This is a genomic window from Cupriavidus sp. USMAHM13 (assembly GCF_001854285.1).
GTDB lineage: Bacteria > Pseudomonadota > Gammaproteobacteria > Burkholderiales > Burkholderiaceae > Cupriavidus > Cupriavidus malaysiensis.
In genome coordinates this window covers 143,415-159,256 of sequence record NZ_CP017751.1, presented here as the reverse complement: position 1 = coordinate 159,256, position 15,842 = coordinate 143,415, and the positions used below count along the sequence as shown (strand labels likewise).

General features: G+C 70.2%; 10 protein-coding genes. 2 read left to right on the top strand and 8 right to left on the bottom strand.

Translation table 11 applies throughout. The features are described from left to right. Nucleotides 1–14: 14 nt before the first annotated feature. From BKK81_RS00800 to BKK81_RS00785, 4 genes are all read right to left on the bottom strand, one after another. Entirely contained in the window at nucleotides 15–1,184 is a 1,170-nt protein-coding gene (locus BKK81_RS00800) for an MFS transporter (protein WP_071010225.1), read from the bottom strand. 182 nt (nucleotides 1,185–1,366) lie between these two features. Beyond that, nucleotides 1,367–2,632, bottom strand: coding sequence for an MFS transporter (locus BKK81_RS00795; RefSeq protein WP_071015874.1), 1,266 nt, complete (start codon nucleotides 2,630–2,632; stop codon nucleotides 1,367–1,369). 210 nt (nucleotides 2,633–2,842) lie between these two features. Further along, nucleotides 2,843–3,280 carry a VOC family protein gene (locus tag BKK81_RS00790; protein ID WP_071010223.1) on the bottom strand — a complete coding sequence of 146 codons (438 nt, stop codon included), beginning with the start codon at nucleotides 3,278–3,280 and terminating at the stop codon, nucleotides 2,843–2,845. Nucleotides 3,281–3,368: 88 nt separating this feature from the next. After that, a complete protein-coding gene (locus tag BKK81_RS00785; protein WP_071010221.1) occupies nucleotides 3,369–3,788 on the bottom strand; it encodes a GNAT family acetyltransferase in 420 nt (139 codons plus the stop codon). 134 nt (nucleotides 3,789–3,922) lie between these two features. Here BKK81_RS00785 and BKK81_RS00780 point away from each other — a divergent pair, with 134 nt between their 5' ends. Then, nucleotides 3,923–4,549, top strand: coding sequence for an HD domain-containing protein (locus BKK81_RS00780; RefSeq protein WP_071010219.1), 627 nt, complete (start codon nucleotides 3,923–3,925; stop codon nucleotides 4,547–4,549). A 102-nt stretch (nucleotides 4,550–4,651) separates the two neighbouring features. Here the strand turns inward: BKK81_RS00780 and BKK81_RS00775 are convergent, their stop codons facing one another. Next, nucleotides 4,652–8,245, bottom strand: coding sequence for an indolepyruvate ferredoxin oxidoreductase family protein (locus tag BKK81_RS00775; RefSeq protein WP_071010218.1), 3,594 nt, complete (start codon nucleotides 8,243–8,245; stop codon nucleotides 4,652–4,654). A 317-nt stretch (nucleotides 8,246–8,562) separates the two neighbouring features. On the opposite strand from BKK81_RS00775, the gene BKK81_RS00770 reads away from it, so the two are divergent. Then, nucleotides 8,563–9,894: an NYN domain-containing protein gene (locus tag BKK81_RS00770; protein ID WP_071010216.1), complete on the top strand. Its 1,332-nt coding sequence runs from the start codon at nucleotides 8,563–8,565 to the stop codon at nucleotides 9,892–9,894. Between the two features lie 774 nt (nucleotides 9,895–10,668). Here BKK81_RS00770 and gspF read toward each other — a convergent pair. The 3 genes from gspF to gspD all read right to left on the bottom strand — a co-directional run bounded on the left by gspF (nucleotide 10,669) and on the right by gspD (nucleotide 15,819). Beyond that, nucleotides 10,669–11,886, bottom strand: a complete 1,218-nt coding sequence (gene gspF, locus BKK81_RS00765) for a type II secretion system inner membrane protein GspF (RefSeq protein ID WP_071010214.1) — start codon at nucleotides 11,884–11,886, stop codon at nucleotides 10,669–10,671. A 16-nt stretch (nucleotides 11,887–11,902) separates the two neighbouring features. Continuing rightward, the gene (gene gspE, locus BKK81_RS00760; RefSeq protein ID WP_071010210.1) at nucleotides 11,903–13,378 is read right to left on the bottom strand and encodes a type II secretion system ATPase GspE; all 1,476 of its coding nucleotides are present in this window, start codon (nucleotides 13,376–13,378) and stop codon (nucleotides 11,903–11,905) included. 68 nt (nucleotides 13,379–13,446) lie between these two features. Next, entirely contained in the window at nucleotides 13,447–15,819 is a 2,373-nt protein-coding gene (gene gspD / locus BKK81_RS00755; protein WP_071015872.1) for a type II secretion system secretin GspD, read from the bottom strand. Nucleotides 15,820–15,842: the final 23 nt, after the last annotated feature.

Genomic DNA, 15,842 nt, shown 5'->3' with positions numbered 1-15,842 from the left:
CGGCTGCTGGCTACCTAGCGTTCGCCTCGCAGCAGGTAGGGGCGGGCGACGCGCACGCCGGCCAGGGCGATCCAGCCCATGGTCAGCGCGACCACGGCCAGGCCGTGGCGCAGGCTGGCGAGATGCGCCACGCCGCCGATCAGGACCGGCCCGAGCAGCAGGCCGGTGTAGGCGAAGCGCGCCACCCGTGCGATGGCCTCGGCGGGCGCCACGCCCGGCAGCTGCGAGGCGGCCATGAAGAAGATCGGCACCATGTTCGCGGTGCCCAGTCCCATCAGCGTGAAGCCGAGCAGGGCGCACGCCGGTGACGGCAGCAGCAGGGCCAGCCCGATGCCGCCGAAGGCCAGCCAGGCGCTGGCGCGCAGCGTGGCCGGGTCCGACCAGCGCGCCCGCAGCCAGTCGCCACCGAAGCGTCCGCAGGCCATGCCGGCCGAGAAGGCGGCGTAGCCGAAGCCGGACCAGTCGGCCGGCGCCGCCGCGACCTCGCGCATGTAGACGCTGGTCCAGTCATACATGGCGCCCTCGCCGATCAGGCCCAGGAAGGCCATCAGACCCAGCAGCCACAACACACGGCCGGTGTGGTGGTGACCGGCCTGCGCCGGCGCCACCGGATGGTCGTCCAGCAGCCGCGGCGCGGCGCACAGCGAGGTGGCCGCGGTCATCAGCGCGATCAGGGCGGCGTGCGCAAGCGGCGGCACGCCCAGCGACAGCATCAGCCCGCCGAAGGACGCCCCCGCCATGCCGCCCAGGCTGAACATGCCGTGCAGGCGCGACATGATGGGACGGCTGCGGCTGGCTTCCACCGTGGCCGCCTGCGCGTTCATGGCGACGTCGAATGCGGCATTGGCCATGCCGAAGGCCAGCAGTGCCGGCACCAGCAGCAGGAAATCCGGCATGGCCAGCAGCAGGGCGGTGGCGAGGGCATAGGCCGCACCGCTGGCCAGCGAGGCGCGCGCGCTGCCCACGCGCGCCACCCAGCGGCCGACCGGCCCCATTGCCGCGATCGCGCCGCCGGCCACCGCCAGCATGGCCAGCGACAGCGCGGCATCGGACAGGCCGAAGCGGGCCTTGATGGTAGGGATATGGACGCCCCAGGTGGCGAAGGTGGCGCCGTTGACGAAGAACAGCGCCATGGTGGCGTAGGCGGCGTGTTCCACCCGCCGGGTGGCGGCCATGGCAGGCATGGCGGCGGGCACCGGGCTCGCGGGAAGTTCCGGCAAGGGCCGGCTGTGATGTGGATCGGACATGCGGATGGCGGCGGCGCATGCGTGGCGCGCCGGACCGTTCCGGCGCGCCGCCTGCGCGAGACCCGCATGGTCGCACAGCCGCGTGACGCGCGTGCGCCGCGCCCGCGGCCGCTGGCGGCTCAGGCCGGTGCCGCACCGGTGCGCAGCAGGCCGCGCTGCTGCAGCGCGAAGGCGAAGGCGGCCAGCGCCGCCAGCGCCAATGCCACCATCAGCCACAGCATCAGCCAGTAGCCACCGGCGGCGCGCCACAGCAGGGCGCCGAACCAGGGCGCTGCGGCCTGCATCAGCAGCACCGGTGTCATCATCAGGCCGTTGAGCGTGGCGTAGTGATGGCGCGAGATCAGTTCCGGCATGGCCATCGCGCGCAGCATGGTGTTGACGCCGTTGGCGCAGCCGTAGATGACGGCGGCCAGCATCAGCCAGCCGCCCGCGCCCAGGGCGAAGCCCAGCAGGCCGAGCGCCATCACCGCGTAGACAGGCATCGACAGGCGCACCGGATGACTGACCGGCAGGCGCATCATCACGGTGCGGCCCACCACCTGGGCCGGTCCGATCAGCGCGGCCACCATCAGCTGCTGCGACAACGGCATGCCCTTCTCGGTCAGCATCGGGATCAGGTGGGCCCCCAGCAGGGAGGCGATCACGGCGGTCGCCGTGAAGGCCGCCACTACGGCCCAGAATACCGGCTGGCGCAGCGTGGCGCGGGCGATGCCGGCACCCGCTGCGCCTTCCGGCAACGGCGAGGCGGGGGCGGCATAGCTCGGGTGGATGGCATAGCGCAGGCGCGCGTGCAGCGGGGCGCAGACCAGCAGGTTGAGGGCGGCGAAGACCAGCAGGGTCGGCTGCCAGCCGAGATGCAGCACCAGCCATTGCGCCAGCGGCACGAAGATCGTGCTGGAGAAGCCGGCGATCAGCGTGAGGCTGAGGATGGGTTTCTGGTAGCCGTCGCCGAAGGCCTGGCGCAGCACCAGGAAGGCCGGCTCATACAGCGTGCTCGACATCGCCAGGCCGAGCGGCAGCCAGGTCAGCAGGAAGGCGGCCGGCGACGGCGACCAGGCCCACAGCAGCATGCCGGCGCCGGCCAGCAGCGAGCCCGCGCACATCACGCGGCGTGCCGGCACGCGGTCCAGCAGGCGCCCCACGGCGAAGGAGCACAGGGCCCAGACCAGCAGGCCCAGCGAGAAGCCGCCGGCGAGGAAGGGCTTGGAATAGCCCAGGGCCTGGCTCATCGGCCCGATGAAGACGGTGAAACTGAAGTACAGCGTGCCCCAGGAAATCACCTCGGTGATGCCGAGGGCCCAGACCAGCTTGCGCAGGGCGCTGCCACTATGGTCGGCTGGTGCGGCATGCCGGCCGGAAGGTGTGTGGTGTTCTTGTTGTGTCATGGTGCGCGCGGGCACGCGGACGCTGGCCGGTGGCCGGCGGCGCGGGCTTCCTCGCTGGAGTGCGGGTGTCGGGAAGCGGGCGCGCGCGGGGATGGCTCGGGGGACCCGCTGCGGCGGCCTGCCAGCGTCGATTGTAGCGGCGGTGCGCGTTGGCTGGCGGCGATTGTGGCGTGCACGGCACGGGGTGCCGCCGCCTTCCGGTGGCGCGTGTCAGGCGCCCATGCCGTCCGGCTTCGCCCCGGGCGGCTGCGCCGGACCCTTGAGTTCCACCACATTGCCGTCGGGATCGCGCACGTAGAGGGAGAATCCGAGGCCTTCCGCGCCGTAGCGCATCTCGGGGGGGCCCGGCTCGATACCGAGCCCGCGCAGCCACGCCGACAGGCTGGCACTGTCGAACGGGTCGATGCGCAGGCAGAAGTGATCCAGGTTGCGGCCCTGCGCGCCGGGTCCGGCGCCGCCGGCGCGCCCGAGGGGGCCGTCCAGCGCGACCAGGTCGATCAGGGCGCAGCCGGCGCGCAGCTGGGTCAGGCCGAGCGCGGCCTGCTCGCGCTCGACGGTGCAGCCGAGCACGCCGACGTAGAAACGCAGCATCGCCGGCACGTCGGCGCTGCGCAGAACCAGGTGGTCGATGCCGAGGATGCGGAACATGGCGGTCTCGCGGTGGCCCCTGTCATCCTACCAGCCTACGAGGCGCGGCAGCCGGCGTCGAGCGTCCCGGCAGGCCCCCGGGGGCGCCTCAGAGGTCCGGGATCAGCCGCTTGCCGAGGCTGACCGCCTCGTCCTGCGCATAGCCCAGGCTGTCGTAGAAGCCGAGCACCGCGTCGTTGCCCTTGCGTACCAGCAGGTTGATCTTGGGGCAGCCGCGCTCGACCAGCAATTGCTCGGCGCGCGCCATCAGTGCGCGGCCCCAGCCCAGGCGCTGCTGGGCCGGGTCGACCGCCAGGTAGTAGACCCAGCCGCGGTGTCCGTCGAAACCCACCATGGCCGAGGCCACCGGGCGGCCGCCGTCCTCGCCGACCAGGAACAGCTCGGGCTGCTCGGTCAGCTTGCGCGCGATGTCCTTCTTCGGGTCGTTCCAGGGGCGGGTCAGGCCGCAGGCCTGCCACAGGGCGATGATGTCGGCCTCGTCGGCGGGCCGGTAGGAGCGGATCAGCATGGTGCGGTGCAGCGAGTCGGGGCTCGCCAAAGTCGGGATATTGACAGTGTCGCGGTGCGCTTGGTGACACAATGCCCGAAGCCCGACAGGCTGACAACAAGGCGGCCAGGCCGTCACAAGAAACAGGAGACCCCATGAGCACCAACGAAGCCGGCCACGGCGGCGCCGCGCGCGCCACCTTCCACCACATGGAGCAGGGCACCCGCGAGGACTGGGCCGCCATCTCCGCCGAGTTCATGCCCTACGCCCAGGCCCTGCCCGAACGCGTGCTGGCCCACCTGCGCCTGCTCGACGGTGACTTCGGCGGCTTCCCCGTCGATCGCCTGACGCACTCGCTGCAGACGGCCACGCTGGCCCACCGCGACGGGCGCGACGAGGAGTACGTGGTCTGCGCGCTGCTGCACGATATCGGCGACACGCTGGGCAGCTACAACCACCCTGACATCGCGGCGGCCATCCTCAAGCCCTTCGTCAGCCCGGAGAACCTGTGGATGGTGGAGAAGCACGGCGTGTTCCAGGGCTACTACTTCTTCCATCACCTCGGCCTGGACCGCAACCTGCGCGAGCAGTTCCGCGACCAGCCCGAACTGTTCGCGCGCACCGCCGAGTTCTGCCAGAAGTACGACGCGGCCGCCTTCATGACCGACTACGACACGCTGCCGCTGTCCTTCTTCGAGCCGATGGTGCGGCGCGTGCTCGCGCGTCCGCGCAATTCGATGTACGTGAAGCCGGGCGAGGACAAGCTGGCCAGCGCGGCCTGACCCGGGCAGGTGCGGCGGCACCACCGCACGCCGGAATAAGAAAAGGGGCGCGAATCGCGCCCCTTGGTCATGCCGACATGCGGCCGCCGGTCCGGTCCCGGCTCATGCTGCCTGCTGCGCGGCCTTCGGGTCGCGGAACTGCGCCAGCAGCGCCTGCCAGCGCCCACGCACCGCCTGCAGGTTGTTCTCCTTGACGTGGCCGAAGCCGCGGATGTCGTCCGGCAGCGCGGCCAGCGTCACCGCGGTGGCGTGGTTGGCCGCGCTGAGGCCGCCGCGCAGTTCGTCGAGCAGTGCGCGGTACTCGCCGATCAGCGCGCGCTCGGTACGGCGTTCCTCGGTCTTGCCGAAGATGTCGAGCGCACCGCCGCGCAGGCCCTTGAAGCGGGCCAGCAGCCTGAACAGCGCCATCGTCGACGGCCCGAAGCGCCGCTTGACCAGGTGCCCCTTGTCGTCGCGCTTGGCCAGCAGCGGCGGCGCCAGCCAGAAGCTGAGCTGGTAGTCGCGGCCGGGCTCGCCCTCGAACTGGGCGCGCAGCTTGTCGAGGAAGGCCGGGTCGGTGTAGAGCCGCGCCACTTCGTACTCATCCTTGTAGGCCATCAGCTTGGCCAGTCCGCGCGCGGCCGCCTCGGTCAGCGGCAGCGGCTTGCCGGCGCCGACCAGTGCGCTTTCGGCCGTGCGCACCTGGGCGATGGCATCGCGGTAGGCCTGCGCATAGGCTGCGTCCTGGTAGGCGGTCAGGTGCTCGGCACGGCCGGCGATCAGCTTGTCGAGCAGGGCGCCGGACGAGGTCGGCAGCTTGACCACCTCGGCGCCTTCGGCCGTGTTGCGCAGCTTGCCGGCCAGTGCCAGCACGCGCTCGGGATCGTGCGCCATGTGGCGGCCCCAGTCGAAGGCGGCGCGGTTCTTCTCCACCGCCACGCCGTTGAGCTCGATGGCGCGCAGCATGGCGTCGAGCGACAGGGGCAGCCAGCCCTTCTGCCAGGCGAAGCCGAGTACCAGCGGGTTGGTGTAGATGGTATCGCCCAGCAGCGTGACGGCCAGGCCGGAGGCATTGATGAACTCGCAGGCCTCGCCCACCGCGTTGCGCAGGTCCTGCTCGGCCGACAGGCCGGGGAACTGCCACTTCGGATTCTTGATGAAGTCGGCGGTCGGGGTTTGCGCGGTGTTGATCACGGCGCGCGTGCGTCCCGACTGGGTCTTGGCCAGGACCTCGTCGCTGGCCGAGACGATGGCGTCGCAGCCGATCACCAGGTCTGCCTCGCCCATGGCGATGCGGGTGGCGTGCAGGTCATCGGGACGCGCGGCGATCTGCACGTGCGACAGCACCGCGCCGCCCTTCTGCGCCAGGCCCGCCATGTCGAGCACGGTCACGCCCTTGTTCTCCAGGTGGGCCGCCATGCCCAGCAGGCCGCCGATGGTGACCACGCCGGTACCGCCCACGCCGGTCACCAGCACGCCATAGGGATGGGCCAGGCCGGGCAGCGCCGGCGCGGGCAGTGCCGGCAGGCCTTCCATCGACACGCCGTGCTGCTCGGGCTTGCGCACCTGCGCGCCCTCGGCGGTGACGAAGCTCGGGCAGAAACCGTTGACGCAGGAGAAGTCCTTGTTGCACGAGGACTGGTTGATGCGGCGCTTGGTGCCCAGGTCCGTCTCCAGCGGCTCCACCGACAGGCAGTTGGACTTGACTGAGCAATCGCCGCAGCCTTCGCACACCGCGTCGTTGATGAAGGCGCGCCGGGCCGGGTCGGCCATGGTGCCGCGCTTGCGGCGGCGGCGCTTCTCGGTGGCGCAGGTCTGGTCGTAGATCAGGATGGTGGCGCCCGGCACCTCGCGCAGCTCGCGCTGCACGCGGTCGAGCTCATCGCGGTGATGCACGGTCACGCCGGCCGGCAGCTTGATGGCGCCGTGGTACTTCTCCGGCTGGTCAGTGACGATCTCGATGCGCTTGGCGCCCTCCGCCGCCACCTGGAAGGCGATGTCCTGCACCGACAGCTGGCCGTCCACCGGCTGGCCGCCGGTCATGGCCACCGCATCGTTGTAGAGGATCTTGTAGGTGATGTTGACGTTGGCGGCGATGGAGGCGCGGATCGCCAGCAGGCCGGAGTGGAAGTAGGTGCCGTCGCCCAGGTTGGCGAACACGTGCTTGTCGCCGGCGAACGGCGCCTGGCCGATCCACGCCACCCCTTCACCGCCCATCTGGCTGAAGGTGCTGGTGTTGCGGTCCATCCACACCGTCATGTAATGGCAGCCGATGCCGGCCAGCGCGCGCGAGCCCTCGGGCACGTTGGTCGAGGTGTTGTGCGGGCAGCCCGAGCAGAACCAGGGCTTGCGCTCCACCGCCACGCGCGGCGTGGCCAGCGCCTTCTCCTTGGCCTGGATGATGGCCAGGCGCGCCTCGATGCGCGCGCGCACGTCGGACGGCAGCTCGAACTTCTCCAGCCGCGTGGCGATCGCCTTGGCGATGATGGCCGGCGACAGCTCGTAGTGTGCCGGCAGCAGCCAGTTGCTCTGCGGGATCGACCACTCGCCGCCGGCGTTGTCCTTCTCGTCGAACTTGCCGTAGACCTTGGGCCGCACGTCGTCGCGCCAGTTGTACAGCTCTTCCTTGAGCGCGTACTCCATGATCTGGCGCTTTTCCTCCACCACCAGGATCTCCTGCAGGCCTTCGGCGAAGGCCCGCGCACCCTGTGCTTCCAGCGGCCACACGCAGCCGACCTTGTACAGGCGGATGCCGATGCGGGCGCAGGTCTCGTTGTCGAGGCCGAGGTCGGACAGCGCCTGGCGGGTATCGAGGTAGGCCTTGCCGCCGGTCATGATGCCGAAGCGCGCGTGCGGCGAATCGATCTCGATACGGTCGATCTTGTTGGCGCGCACATAGGCCAGGCCGGCGTACCACTTGTAGTCGAGCAGGCGCGCTTCCTGCACCAGTGGCGGATCTGGCCAGCGGATGTTGAGGCCGCCCGGCGGCAGCTGGAAGTCGTCCGGCAGGACGATGCGCACGCGGTGCGGGTCCAGTTCCACCGAAGCCGACGACTCGACCACGTCGGTCACGCACTTCATTGCCACCCACAGGCCGGAGTAGCGGCTCATGGCCCAGCCGTGCAGGCCGTAGTCCAGGTATTCCTGCACGTTGGACGGATAGAGCACCGGCAGGCCGCAGGCCTTGAAGATATGCTCGGACTGGTGCGCCAGCGTCGACGACTTGGCGGCGTGGTCGTCGCCCGCCAGCACCAGCACGCCGCCGTGCTTCGACGAGCCGGCCGAGTTGGCGTGCTTGAAGACGTCGCCGGTGCGGTCCACGCCGGGCCCCTTGCCATACCACATGCCGAACACGCCATCGAACTGCGCGTCCGGATACATGTTGACCTGCTGCGAGCCCCACACCGAGGTGGCGGCCAGGTCTTCGTTCAGGCCGGCCTGGAAGACGATGTTGTGCGCGGCCAGGTGCTTCTTGGCCTTCCATAGCGACTGGTCCAGCGCGCCCAGCGGCGAGCCGCGGTAGCCCGAGATGAAGCCGGCCGTGTTGAGGCCGGCGGCGCGGTCGCGCTCCTGCTGCAGCATCGGCAGCCGTACCAGCGCCTGCGTGCCGCTGATATAGATGCGGCCACGCTCGAGCGTGTACTTGTCGTCCAGGGAAACTCTGGCGAGCGCCTCGCGGATGGCGTCGCTCACAGGCGGGGTCAGGGGGGCATTCATGCGTGCTCCTCTCTCTTGGCGTGTTGCCGGGATCACCGGCGCTTCGGTTGTGGGCAGCCGCTGGCGCCTCTTGTGAAGGCGGGGCACGGCTGTGTCTCTGCGCGGCATGGTAGCACCGCCCCCGGCCGCGGCATATCCTGCGGCGCAGCAAAATGCGCCCCCGGGGGGACCGTGATTTCCCGTATGGACGCGGCTTCGCGTGTACACTGCGTTGCGTTCAAAGCAGGCGCCCGGAAGGGGCGCAAGCCGGGCCGGCGCCACATCGCGCCAGGTGCAACCCGCCCCGATCCGGGGCACCCGGCACACCAGGAAACGACATGACCAATTCCCCCCGCCAGGGCAGCGCGACCCTGGCCGTGCTGATCGACGCCGACAATGCGGCGCCCGCCATCGTCGAAGGCCTGCTGGCCGAGGTGGCCAAGTACGGCGTGGCCGCCGTCAAGCGCATCTACGGCGACTGGACCAAGCCTAACCTCGCCGGCTGGAAGGAGCGCCTGCTGTCGCACTCGATCCAGCCGATCCAGCAGTTCCGCTACACGGTCGGCAAGAACGCCACCGACAGCGCGATGATCATCGACGCGATGGACCTGCTGTACACCGGCCGCTTCGATGGCTTCTGCATCGTCTCCAGCGACAGCGACTTCACCCGCCTGGCCTCGCGCATCCGTGAACAGGGCCTGATCGTCTACGGCTTCGGCGAGCGCAAGACGCCCAAGCCCTTCGTCACCGCCTGCGACAAGTTCATCTACTCCGACGTGTTGCGTGCCGATGCCGAGACCGACGAAGCCGCGGCACCCGCCAAGCGCCGCAGCGGCGGCGAACTGCGCCAGGACTCGCGCCTGGTGCGCCTGCTGCAGAGCGCCTCGCAGGCCGTGTCGGACGAAGACGGCTGGGCCACGCTGGGCGGCATCGGCAGCCACATCGCCAAGCAGGCGCCGGAATTCGACTCGCGCAACTATGGCTACGGCAAGCTCTCCGAACTGGTCGTCGCCACCGGCCTGTTCGAGGTGGAGACGCGCAACGGCGGCAACAACAAGACCATCTGGGTGCGCCTGAAGAAGCGCTCGCGCAACGCACCCGAAAGCGAAGGCAAGGCACAGGCACCGGCCCAGCCGGCGGCTCCGCAGCATGGCGGCCACGCGCGCGGCGAAGGGCGCGGGCCCGACCGCCATGGGGCGCAACAACGACAGGCTCCGTCTCCCGCTCCCGAGGCAGCGGCCATTGCGGTAGTCCCGGCGCTGCAGGAACCCGAGGAAGCTCCGTTGCCGGCGGTCGTACCCGAGGCTGCGCCCATCGTGCCGGCCGAGGCCGCGGCAGAGCCCGAGGCAGGGATCGCGGCACCGGCGGACGCGGGCGAGCCCCCGGCCGAAGCCGTTCCCGCCAAGGCCAAGGCGGCGGGGCGCCCGAAGCGTGCGCCCAAGCGCCCCGATGTGATGCTGAGCGAGACGCCGTGGCCGATCGACGCCACCGTGTTCGCCGCGCCCGGGGCGACCGTGCTGACGGCTGGCGTGCCTGGCGAAGAGTTGATTGTGGCGGCGCCTGTCGTAGAGGCTGCGGCTGAGACGGAGGTAGTGGGCGAGGCTGCGCCGGTGAAGAAGAAGCGGGCGGCTGCGCCGCGCAAGCGGGCGGTGAAGAAGGTTGCGGAGTAGATCGGCAGTTGATTGGATGCCCGGATTCGGGGGCTGTCGGTCTGCGGGGCAATGGCTTGTTTTGGCTCTCGTGACTTGACGCTTGTCGTGTGGGTTCGGGCGGTGTTGGTCTGCGAGACAACGACCTGTTTCGACTCCCCTGCGGGGAGCCGACCTACTTTCTTGGTCTCGCCCAAGAAAGTAGGCAAAGAAGGCGACCCGGGTGCGGCGACCCCCCCTCGCGAATTAGCCCCGGCCGCCGCGCCCGTCCGAACTCGCGGCCTGCGGCCGCTCAGACAGCGGACGGGCTTCATCGGCGGCCGGGGCTAATTCGCGAGGCGCCGCACACGGGAGGGAAAGGCCAAACCGTTGGTATGCGAGCGGGCTCACTTTTGCATAACGGCCAGGTTTGCTGAGCCTTTGTGTTCGGCCAGCAGCTGGCCGAACACCGCCCACCCGAAGCGAAGCGAGGCGTGGCATCTGTTCCCTGCCGTGTGCGGCGCCTCGCGTGCTGGGGCAAAGAGCGGAAAAGAGGGCCCCCTGTCTGAGGATCGCCTTAAGGCGATCCGAGTTGGGGCCCGGCCGCTCTTTGCCCCAGCACGCGAGGGGGTGTTGAGCCGCACCCGGCGCGCCTTCTTTGCCTACTTTCTTGGGCAAGACCAAGAAAGTAGGTCGGCTCCCCCGCAGGGGGAGTCGAAACAAGCCGTTGCCTCGCAAACCAACACCGCCGGCCCAAACGCCCAAACGCCCAAACGCCCAAACGCCCAAACGCCCAAACGCTAAAGAACCAACCCCTCACCTCACCAACTGATTAATCTCAATAATCGGCATCAACACCGCCAGCACGATCAACAGCACCACCACCCCCATGGTCAGGATCAGCAGCGGCTCCAGCAAGCTGGTGAGGAACATCGTGCGCCGCTCCAGTTCCTGCGCCTCGCCCTGCGCCGCGCGTTCCAGCATGGTCGGCAGGTTGCCGGTGGCTTCGCCGGAGCGGATCAGGTGCACCAGCACCGGCGGGAACCGGTTCTGCGCCGCCAGCGCACGCGCCAGCGAGGCGCCTTCGCGCACGCGCGTGGTGGCGTCGTCGACGTTGGCCTTGAGCGCCTCGTTGGTGAGGGTTTCGCCGGCGGCCTGCAGGCTGCGCAGGATCGGCACCCCGGCCGAGACCAGGATGGCCAGGGTGCTGGCGAAGCGCGCGGAGTCGTAGCCGCGGATCAGCTTGCCGGCCAGCGGCGCGGTCAGCAGCCAGCGGTGCCAGGACAGGCGCACGCCGGGCTGGCGCAACAGCGCGCGGATGCCCAACGTCACCGCGGCGATCGCGGCGAGCGCGGCCCACCACCAATTGCGCACGAAATCCGACAGCGCCAGCATGATGATGGTCAGCGTCGGCAGCTTCTGCTTGGTGTTGGCGAACACGCTCACCACCTGCGGCACCACGTAGGAGAGCAGGAAGATGACGATGGCGAAGGCCACCACGGTGACGATGGCGGGGTAGGTGAAGGCCAGGCGGATCTTGCCGGTCAGCGCGTTGCGCGCTTCCACGTAGTCGGCCAGCCGCTCCAGCACCAGGCCGAGGTGGCCGGAGTGCTCGCCGGCCGAGACCAGGGCGCGGTAGATGTCGGGAAAGTCGCGCGGGTGCTGCGACAGCGCCGCCGACAGCGAATTGCCGCCCATCACGTCGGCGCGGATGCCGGCCAGCAGTTCGTGCACGTAGGCGCGCTCTGCCTGGTCGGCCAGCGCGCCCAGCGCTTCGTCCAGCGGCAGGCCGGCCACGATCAGGCTGGCGAGCTGGCGCGTGAACAGCGCCTGTTCCTGCTTGGTCAGGCGCCGCACCAGGCCGGCGGCCTTGCCGCGTCCGCTGTCGCTGCCGGCGCCGAGGACGTCGACCGAGAGCGGGGTCAGGCCGCGCGCGCGCAGCTGCGCGCGCGCCTGCTTGGGACTGTCGGCGTCGACCACGCCGCGGTCGGTCTTGCCGGCCGCGTCGACGGCTTCATAGCGGAAGGCTGGCATGTGGCGGGCCTCCCGTTCAGTCGCGCGTCACGCGCAGCACTTCCTCGAGCGAGGTGGCACCGCTGTCGATCCAGCGCTGCGCGTCGCCGCGCATGGTGTGCATGCCGCGAGCCAGCGCCGCCTGCTTGATCTCCGCCTCGGGCGTCTGGCGGTGGATCATGGTGCGGATCTGGTCGTCCACGCTCAGCAGCTCATAGACGCCCATGCGGCCCTGATAGCCGGAATGGCCGCACTTGTCGCAGCCTGCCGCGTGCCACACGCGCTGCAGCGGCCGTCCCTGCGGCTGCAGGGCCCCGCCCTCGTCCGGCGCGGCCTCGATGACCTCCTCGCGCTTGCAGTGCGGGCACAGGCGGCGTACCAGGCGCTGCGCCAGCACGCCAAGCAATGACGACGACAGCAGGAAGGGCTCGATGCCCATGTCGACCAGGCGGGTCACTGCCGAGGCCGAGTCGTTGGTGTGCAGCGTCGCCAGCACCAGGTGGCCGGTGAGGGAGGCCTGCACGGCGATCTGCGCGGTCTCCAGGTCGCGGATCTCGCCGATCATCACCACGTCCGGGTCCTGGCGCAGGATGGCGCGCAGGGCCTTGGCGAAGGTCATGTCGATGCGGGCGTTGACCTGGGTCTGGCCGATGCCGTCGAGGTCGTACTCGATCGGATCTTCCACCGTCATGATGTTGGTGCTCTGCGCGTCCAGCCGCGAGAGCGCCGCGTACAGCGTGGTGGTCTTGCCCGAGCCGGTCGGGCCGGTCACCAGCACGATGCCGTGCGGCTGGCGGATCAGGCCGTCGAAACCGGCCAGCGTGCCCGGCGCCATGCCGAGCTTGGCCAGGTCGAGGCGCCCGGCTTCCTTGTCGAGCAGGCGTAGCACCGCGCGCTCGCCGTGGCCGGTGGGCAGCGTGGAGACGCGCACGTCGACCGGGCGGCCGCCCACGCGCAGGGTGATGCGGCCGTCCTGCGGCAGGCGCTTCTCGGCGATGTCGAGCTGGGCCATGATCTTGATGCGCGAGATCAGCGCGCCGTGCAGCGCCTTCTTCGGGCGCACCACGTCGCGCAGCGTGCCGTCCACGCGGAAGCGCACCACCGAGGCCGACTCGAAGGGCTCGATGTGGATGTCCGAGGCGCCTTCGCGCGCGGCCTGCGTCAGCAGCGCGTTGATCATGCGGATGATGGGGGCGTCGTCCTCGGATTCGAGCAGGTCTTCCACCGCGGGAATGTCCTGCATCAGCCGCGACAGGTCGACCTCGCCCTCGACCTCGCCGACCACCTGGGCGGCGCTGCCGTCCTGGCGGTTGTAGGCATCGGACATGGCGCGTTCCAGCGCGTCGGGCTCGAGTACCCGCAGCTGCAGCGGGCCGTGCACGCGCGCCACTTCGGCCAGCGCGGCCGGTGCGGTGGCGCGGCTGACCCAGACCTCGAGCCCGTCGGCGCGCTGGTGCGCGACCAGCAGCCGGCCCTCGCGCGCGAAGGCGTAGGGCAGCAGCCGGGCCGCCATCGGCGAGGGCGGTTCCAGCGCGGGGGCCGCGTTCGCGGCGGGAGATGCGGTTGCCGTCGTCGTCATCGTCAGTTGCCGGAGGCGGCGGCCTGCGGCGCCTGGGCGGAGGCTTGCGGTGCCGCTTGCGAGGTCGGCTGCCCGGACTGCGGCATCGGCATCAGCAACGGCCCGGACCGCGTCAGCGGCACGGACTGCGGCAGCGGCAGCGGCCCGGCTGGCGCCACGCCCTTGTCGCGCGGGTCGACGAAGGGCGCCGCCGGCGCGTCTGCCGGCGGCAGCACCGGCGTGTCCTGGTCGCGCACCATATTGTTGGGCGAGACGAAGCCCTGCTGCTTGGCGCGCATGTAGTCGTAGCGGTCCTGCGTCAGGCGGTCGGTGGCGCCGGCGGTGCGCATCACGTAGGGGCGCAGGAATACCAGCAGGTTGGTCTTGCCGCGATTCTTGTTCTCGTAGCGGAACAGGTTGCCGATCCAGGGGATGTCGCCCAGCAGCGGCACCTTCTGCACGCCGTCGCCATAGGTGTCCTCGATCAGGCCGCCGAGCACGATGATCTGGCCGTCGTTGACCAGCACATTGGTCTCGATCGAGCGCACGTTGGTGGTCGGGCCCTGGGACAGCGTGGCGGTGCCAGATACCACCGAAGACGATTCCTGGTAGATCTGCATCTTGACCAGGCCGCCGTCGGTGATCTGCGGCTTGACGCGCAGCGTGACGCCGACGTCCTTGCGGTCGTAGGTGGTGAACGGCGTGACCGTGGAGGAACTGCCGGTCTGGGCGTAGGAGCCGGTGGTGACCGGGATGTTCTGCCCGATCAGGATCTTGGCTTCCTCGTTCTCCAGCGTGATCAGGTTCGGCGTGGACAGCAGGTTGGTGCTGCCGTCGGCGCTCAGCGCGCTCAGCAGCGCGCCCAGCCCGGCGGCCTTGTTGACCACGCCGAGGTTCAGGCCGGCCAGGTCCGGCACCAGGCCGGAGACGGAGTTGATGGCCGAGGCGCCGTCGGCGCGCACGGCGGCGACGGCACCGGCCAGGTTGATGATGTTGGCGCCGCCGGTGCCGAAGTTGGTGCCGGCGAAGCCGATGGTGTTGCCGCTCGCGTTGAGCAGGCCCTGCCACTGGATGCCGAGCTTGGAGGTCTGCGTGGACGAGACCTCGACGATCATCGACTCGATGTAGACCTGGGCCCGCCGCATGTCGAGGTCGTCGATCACCGAGCGCAGGTTGCGGTAGACCGGCTCGCTGGCGGTGATGATCAGCGAGTTGGTGGCCGGGTCGGCCTGGATGATGCCTCCGGTGGTGGGCAGTTGCTGGCTGGCGAACGAGGCGCTGAAGGCGGAATTGCCGCTGCCGCCGCTCGTGCCGCTGCGCCCGGTGCTGCTGGTGGTGTTGGTGGCGTACTGGCTGGCTGTGTTGGCGACGGTGTTCTGCAGCGTATTGGTGGCACCGGTGCCGCCGACGCCGGCGCCGGACTGCGTACTGTTGAAGCTGCTGTCGGCGGCGACGATGGCCCGCAGCGTCTGCGCCAGCTTGACCGCGTCGGCGTTCTTCAGCGGTACCACCCAGATGTTGCCGGGGCGCGAGAAGGGCTGGTCGAGCTGTTCGATCAGCTGGCGTGCCTGCTGCAGCCGTGCACGGCTGGAGGCGCGGATCAGCAGCGAGTTGCTGCGCGGTTCGGCCACCACCGAGGTGCGCAGGCTGGCGTCCAGGCCGCCACCGCCGCCGCCCGAGGCGCCGGCGGCACCCGGATCGAGCAGCTTCTGCAGCACCACGGCGGCGTCGCTGGCGATGGCATTGCGCAGCGGCACCAGCTCCACCTCGCCGGAGGCCGGCGCGTCGATGGCCGCGATCACGCGGGCAAGGCGGCGCAGGTTGTCGGCGTAGTCGGTGATGACCAGCGTGTTGTTGCCCGGGTAGGCGGTGATGGTGTTGTTCGGCGCGATCATGGGACGCAGCACCGGCACCAGGTTGTTGGCCGACTCGTAGTTCAGCCGGAACACCTGGGTCACCACCTGCTCGCCGCCGCTGCCGCCGCGCGCCGGCGCGGGGCCGACCACGGTGGGCGAGCCCTGCAGCTTGGCATCGGCCTCCGGCACCACCTTGGTGAAGCCGTTGCTTTCCACGATGGCGTAGCCCTGCATGCGCAGCACCGAGCCCAGCGTGGACAGCGCCTGTTCGCGCGAGACCGGCTGTTCGGTGACGAGGTTGACCGAGCCCTTGACGCGCGGGTCGACCACGAAGTTCTTGCCGGTGGCCTGGCCCACCGCCTTGACCACCGATTCGAGATCGGCGTTGACGAAGTTGAGCACCACCTGGTCGCGTCCGTTCGCGCCGGCGGGCTGCTGGGCCCACAGCGGCGCCGGCGCCAGCAGGGAAAGGCCGCACAGCAGCACGGTGGCGTGCTTGGTGGCGGTGTGCAGGAACGGGCGGAAAGCTTGTTTTTTCATCATCGTTTAGCGGCTGCGGGCAT

What these genes read in the sequence shown, in the direction of transcription:
- BKK81_RS00800 (WP_071010225.1), bottom strand. Translation starts at nt 1,184, where the DNA reads ATGCCTGCCATGGCCGCCACCCGGCGGGTGGAACACGCCGCCTACGCC.
- BKK81_RS00795 (WP_071015874.1), bottom strand. Translation starts at nt 2,632, where the DNA reads ATGACACAACAAGAACACCACACACCTTCCGGCCGGCATGCCGCACCA.
- BKK81_RS00790 (WP_071010223.1), bottom strand. Translation starts at nt 3,280, where the DNA reads ATGTTCCGCATCCTCGGCATCGACCACCTGGTTCTGCGCAGCGCCGAC.
- BKK81_RS00785 (WP_071010221.1), bottom strand. Translation starts at nt 3,788, where the DNA reads ATGCTGATCCGCTCCTACCGGCCCGCCGACGAGGCCGACATCATCGCC.
- BKK81_RS00780 (WP_071010219.1), top strand. Translation starts at nt 3,923, where the DNA reads ATGAGCACCAACGAAGCCGGCCACGGCGGCGCCGCGCGCGCCACCTTC.
- BKK81_RS00775 (WP_071010218.1), bottom strand. Translation starts at nt 8,245, where the DNA reads ATGAATGCCCCCCTGACCCCGCCTGTGAGCGACGCCATCCGCGAGGCG.
- BKK81_RS00770 (WP_071010216.1), top strand. Translation starts at nt 8,563, where the DNA reads ATGACCAATTCCCCCCGCCAGGGCAGCGCGACCCTGGCCGTGCTGATC.
- gspF (WP_071010214.1), bottom strand. Translation starts at nt 11,886, where the DNA reads ATGCCAGCCTTCCGCTATGAAGCCGTCGACGCGGCCGGCAAGACCGAC.
- gspE (WP_071010210.1), bottom strand. Translation starts at nt 13,378, where the DNA reads ATGGCGGCCCGGCTGCTGCCCTACGCCTTCGCGCGCGAGGGCCGGCTG.
- gspD (WP_071015872.1), bottom strand. Translation starts at nt 15,819, where the DNA reads ATGAAAAAACAAGCTTTCCGCCCGTTCCTGCACACCGCCACCAAGCAC.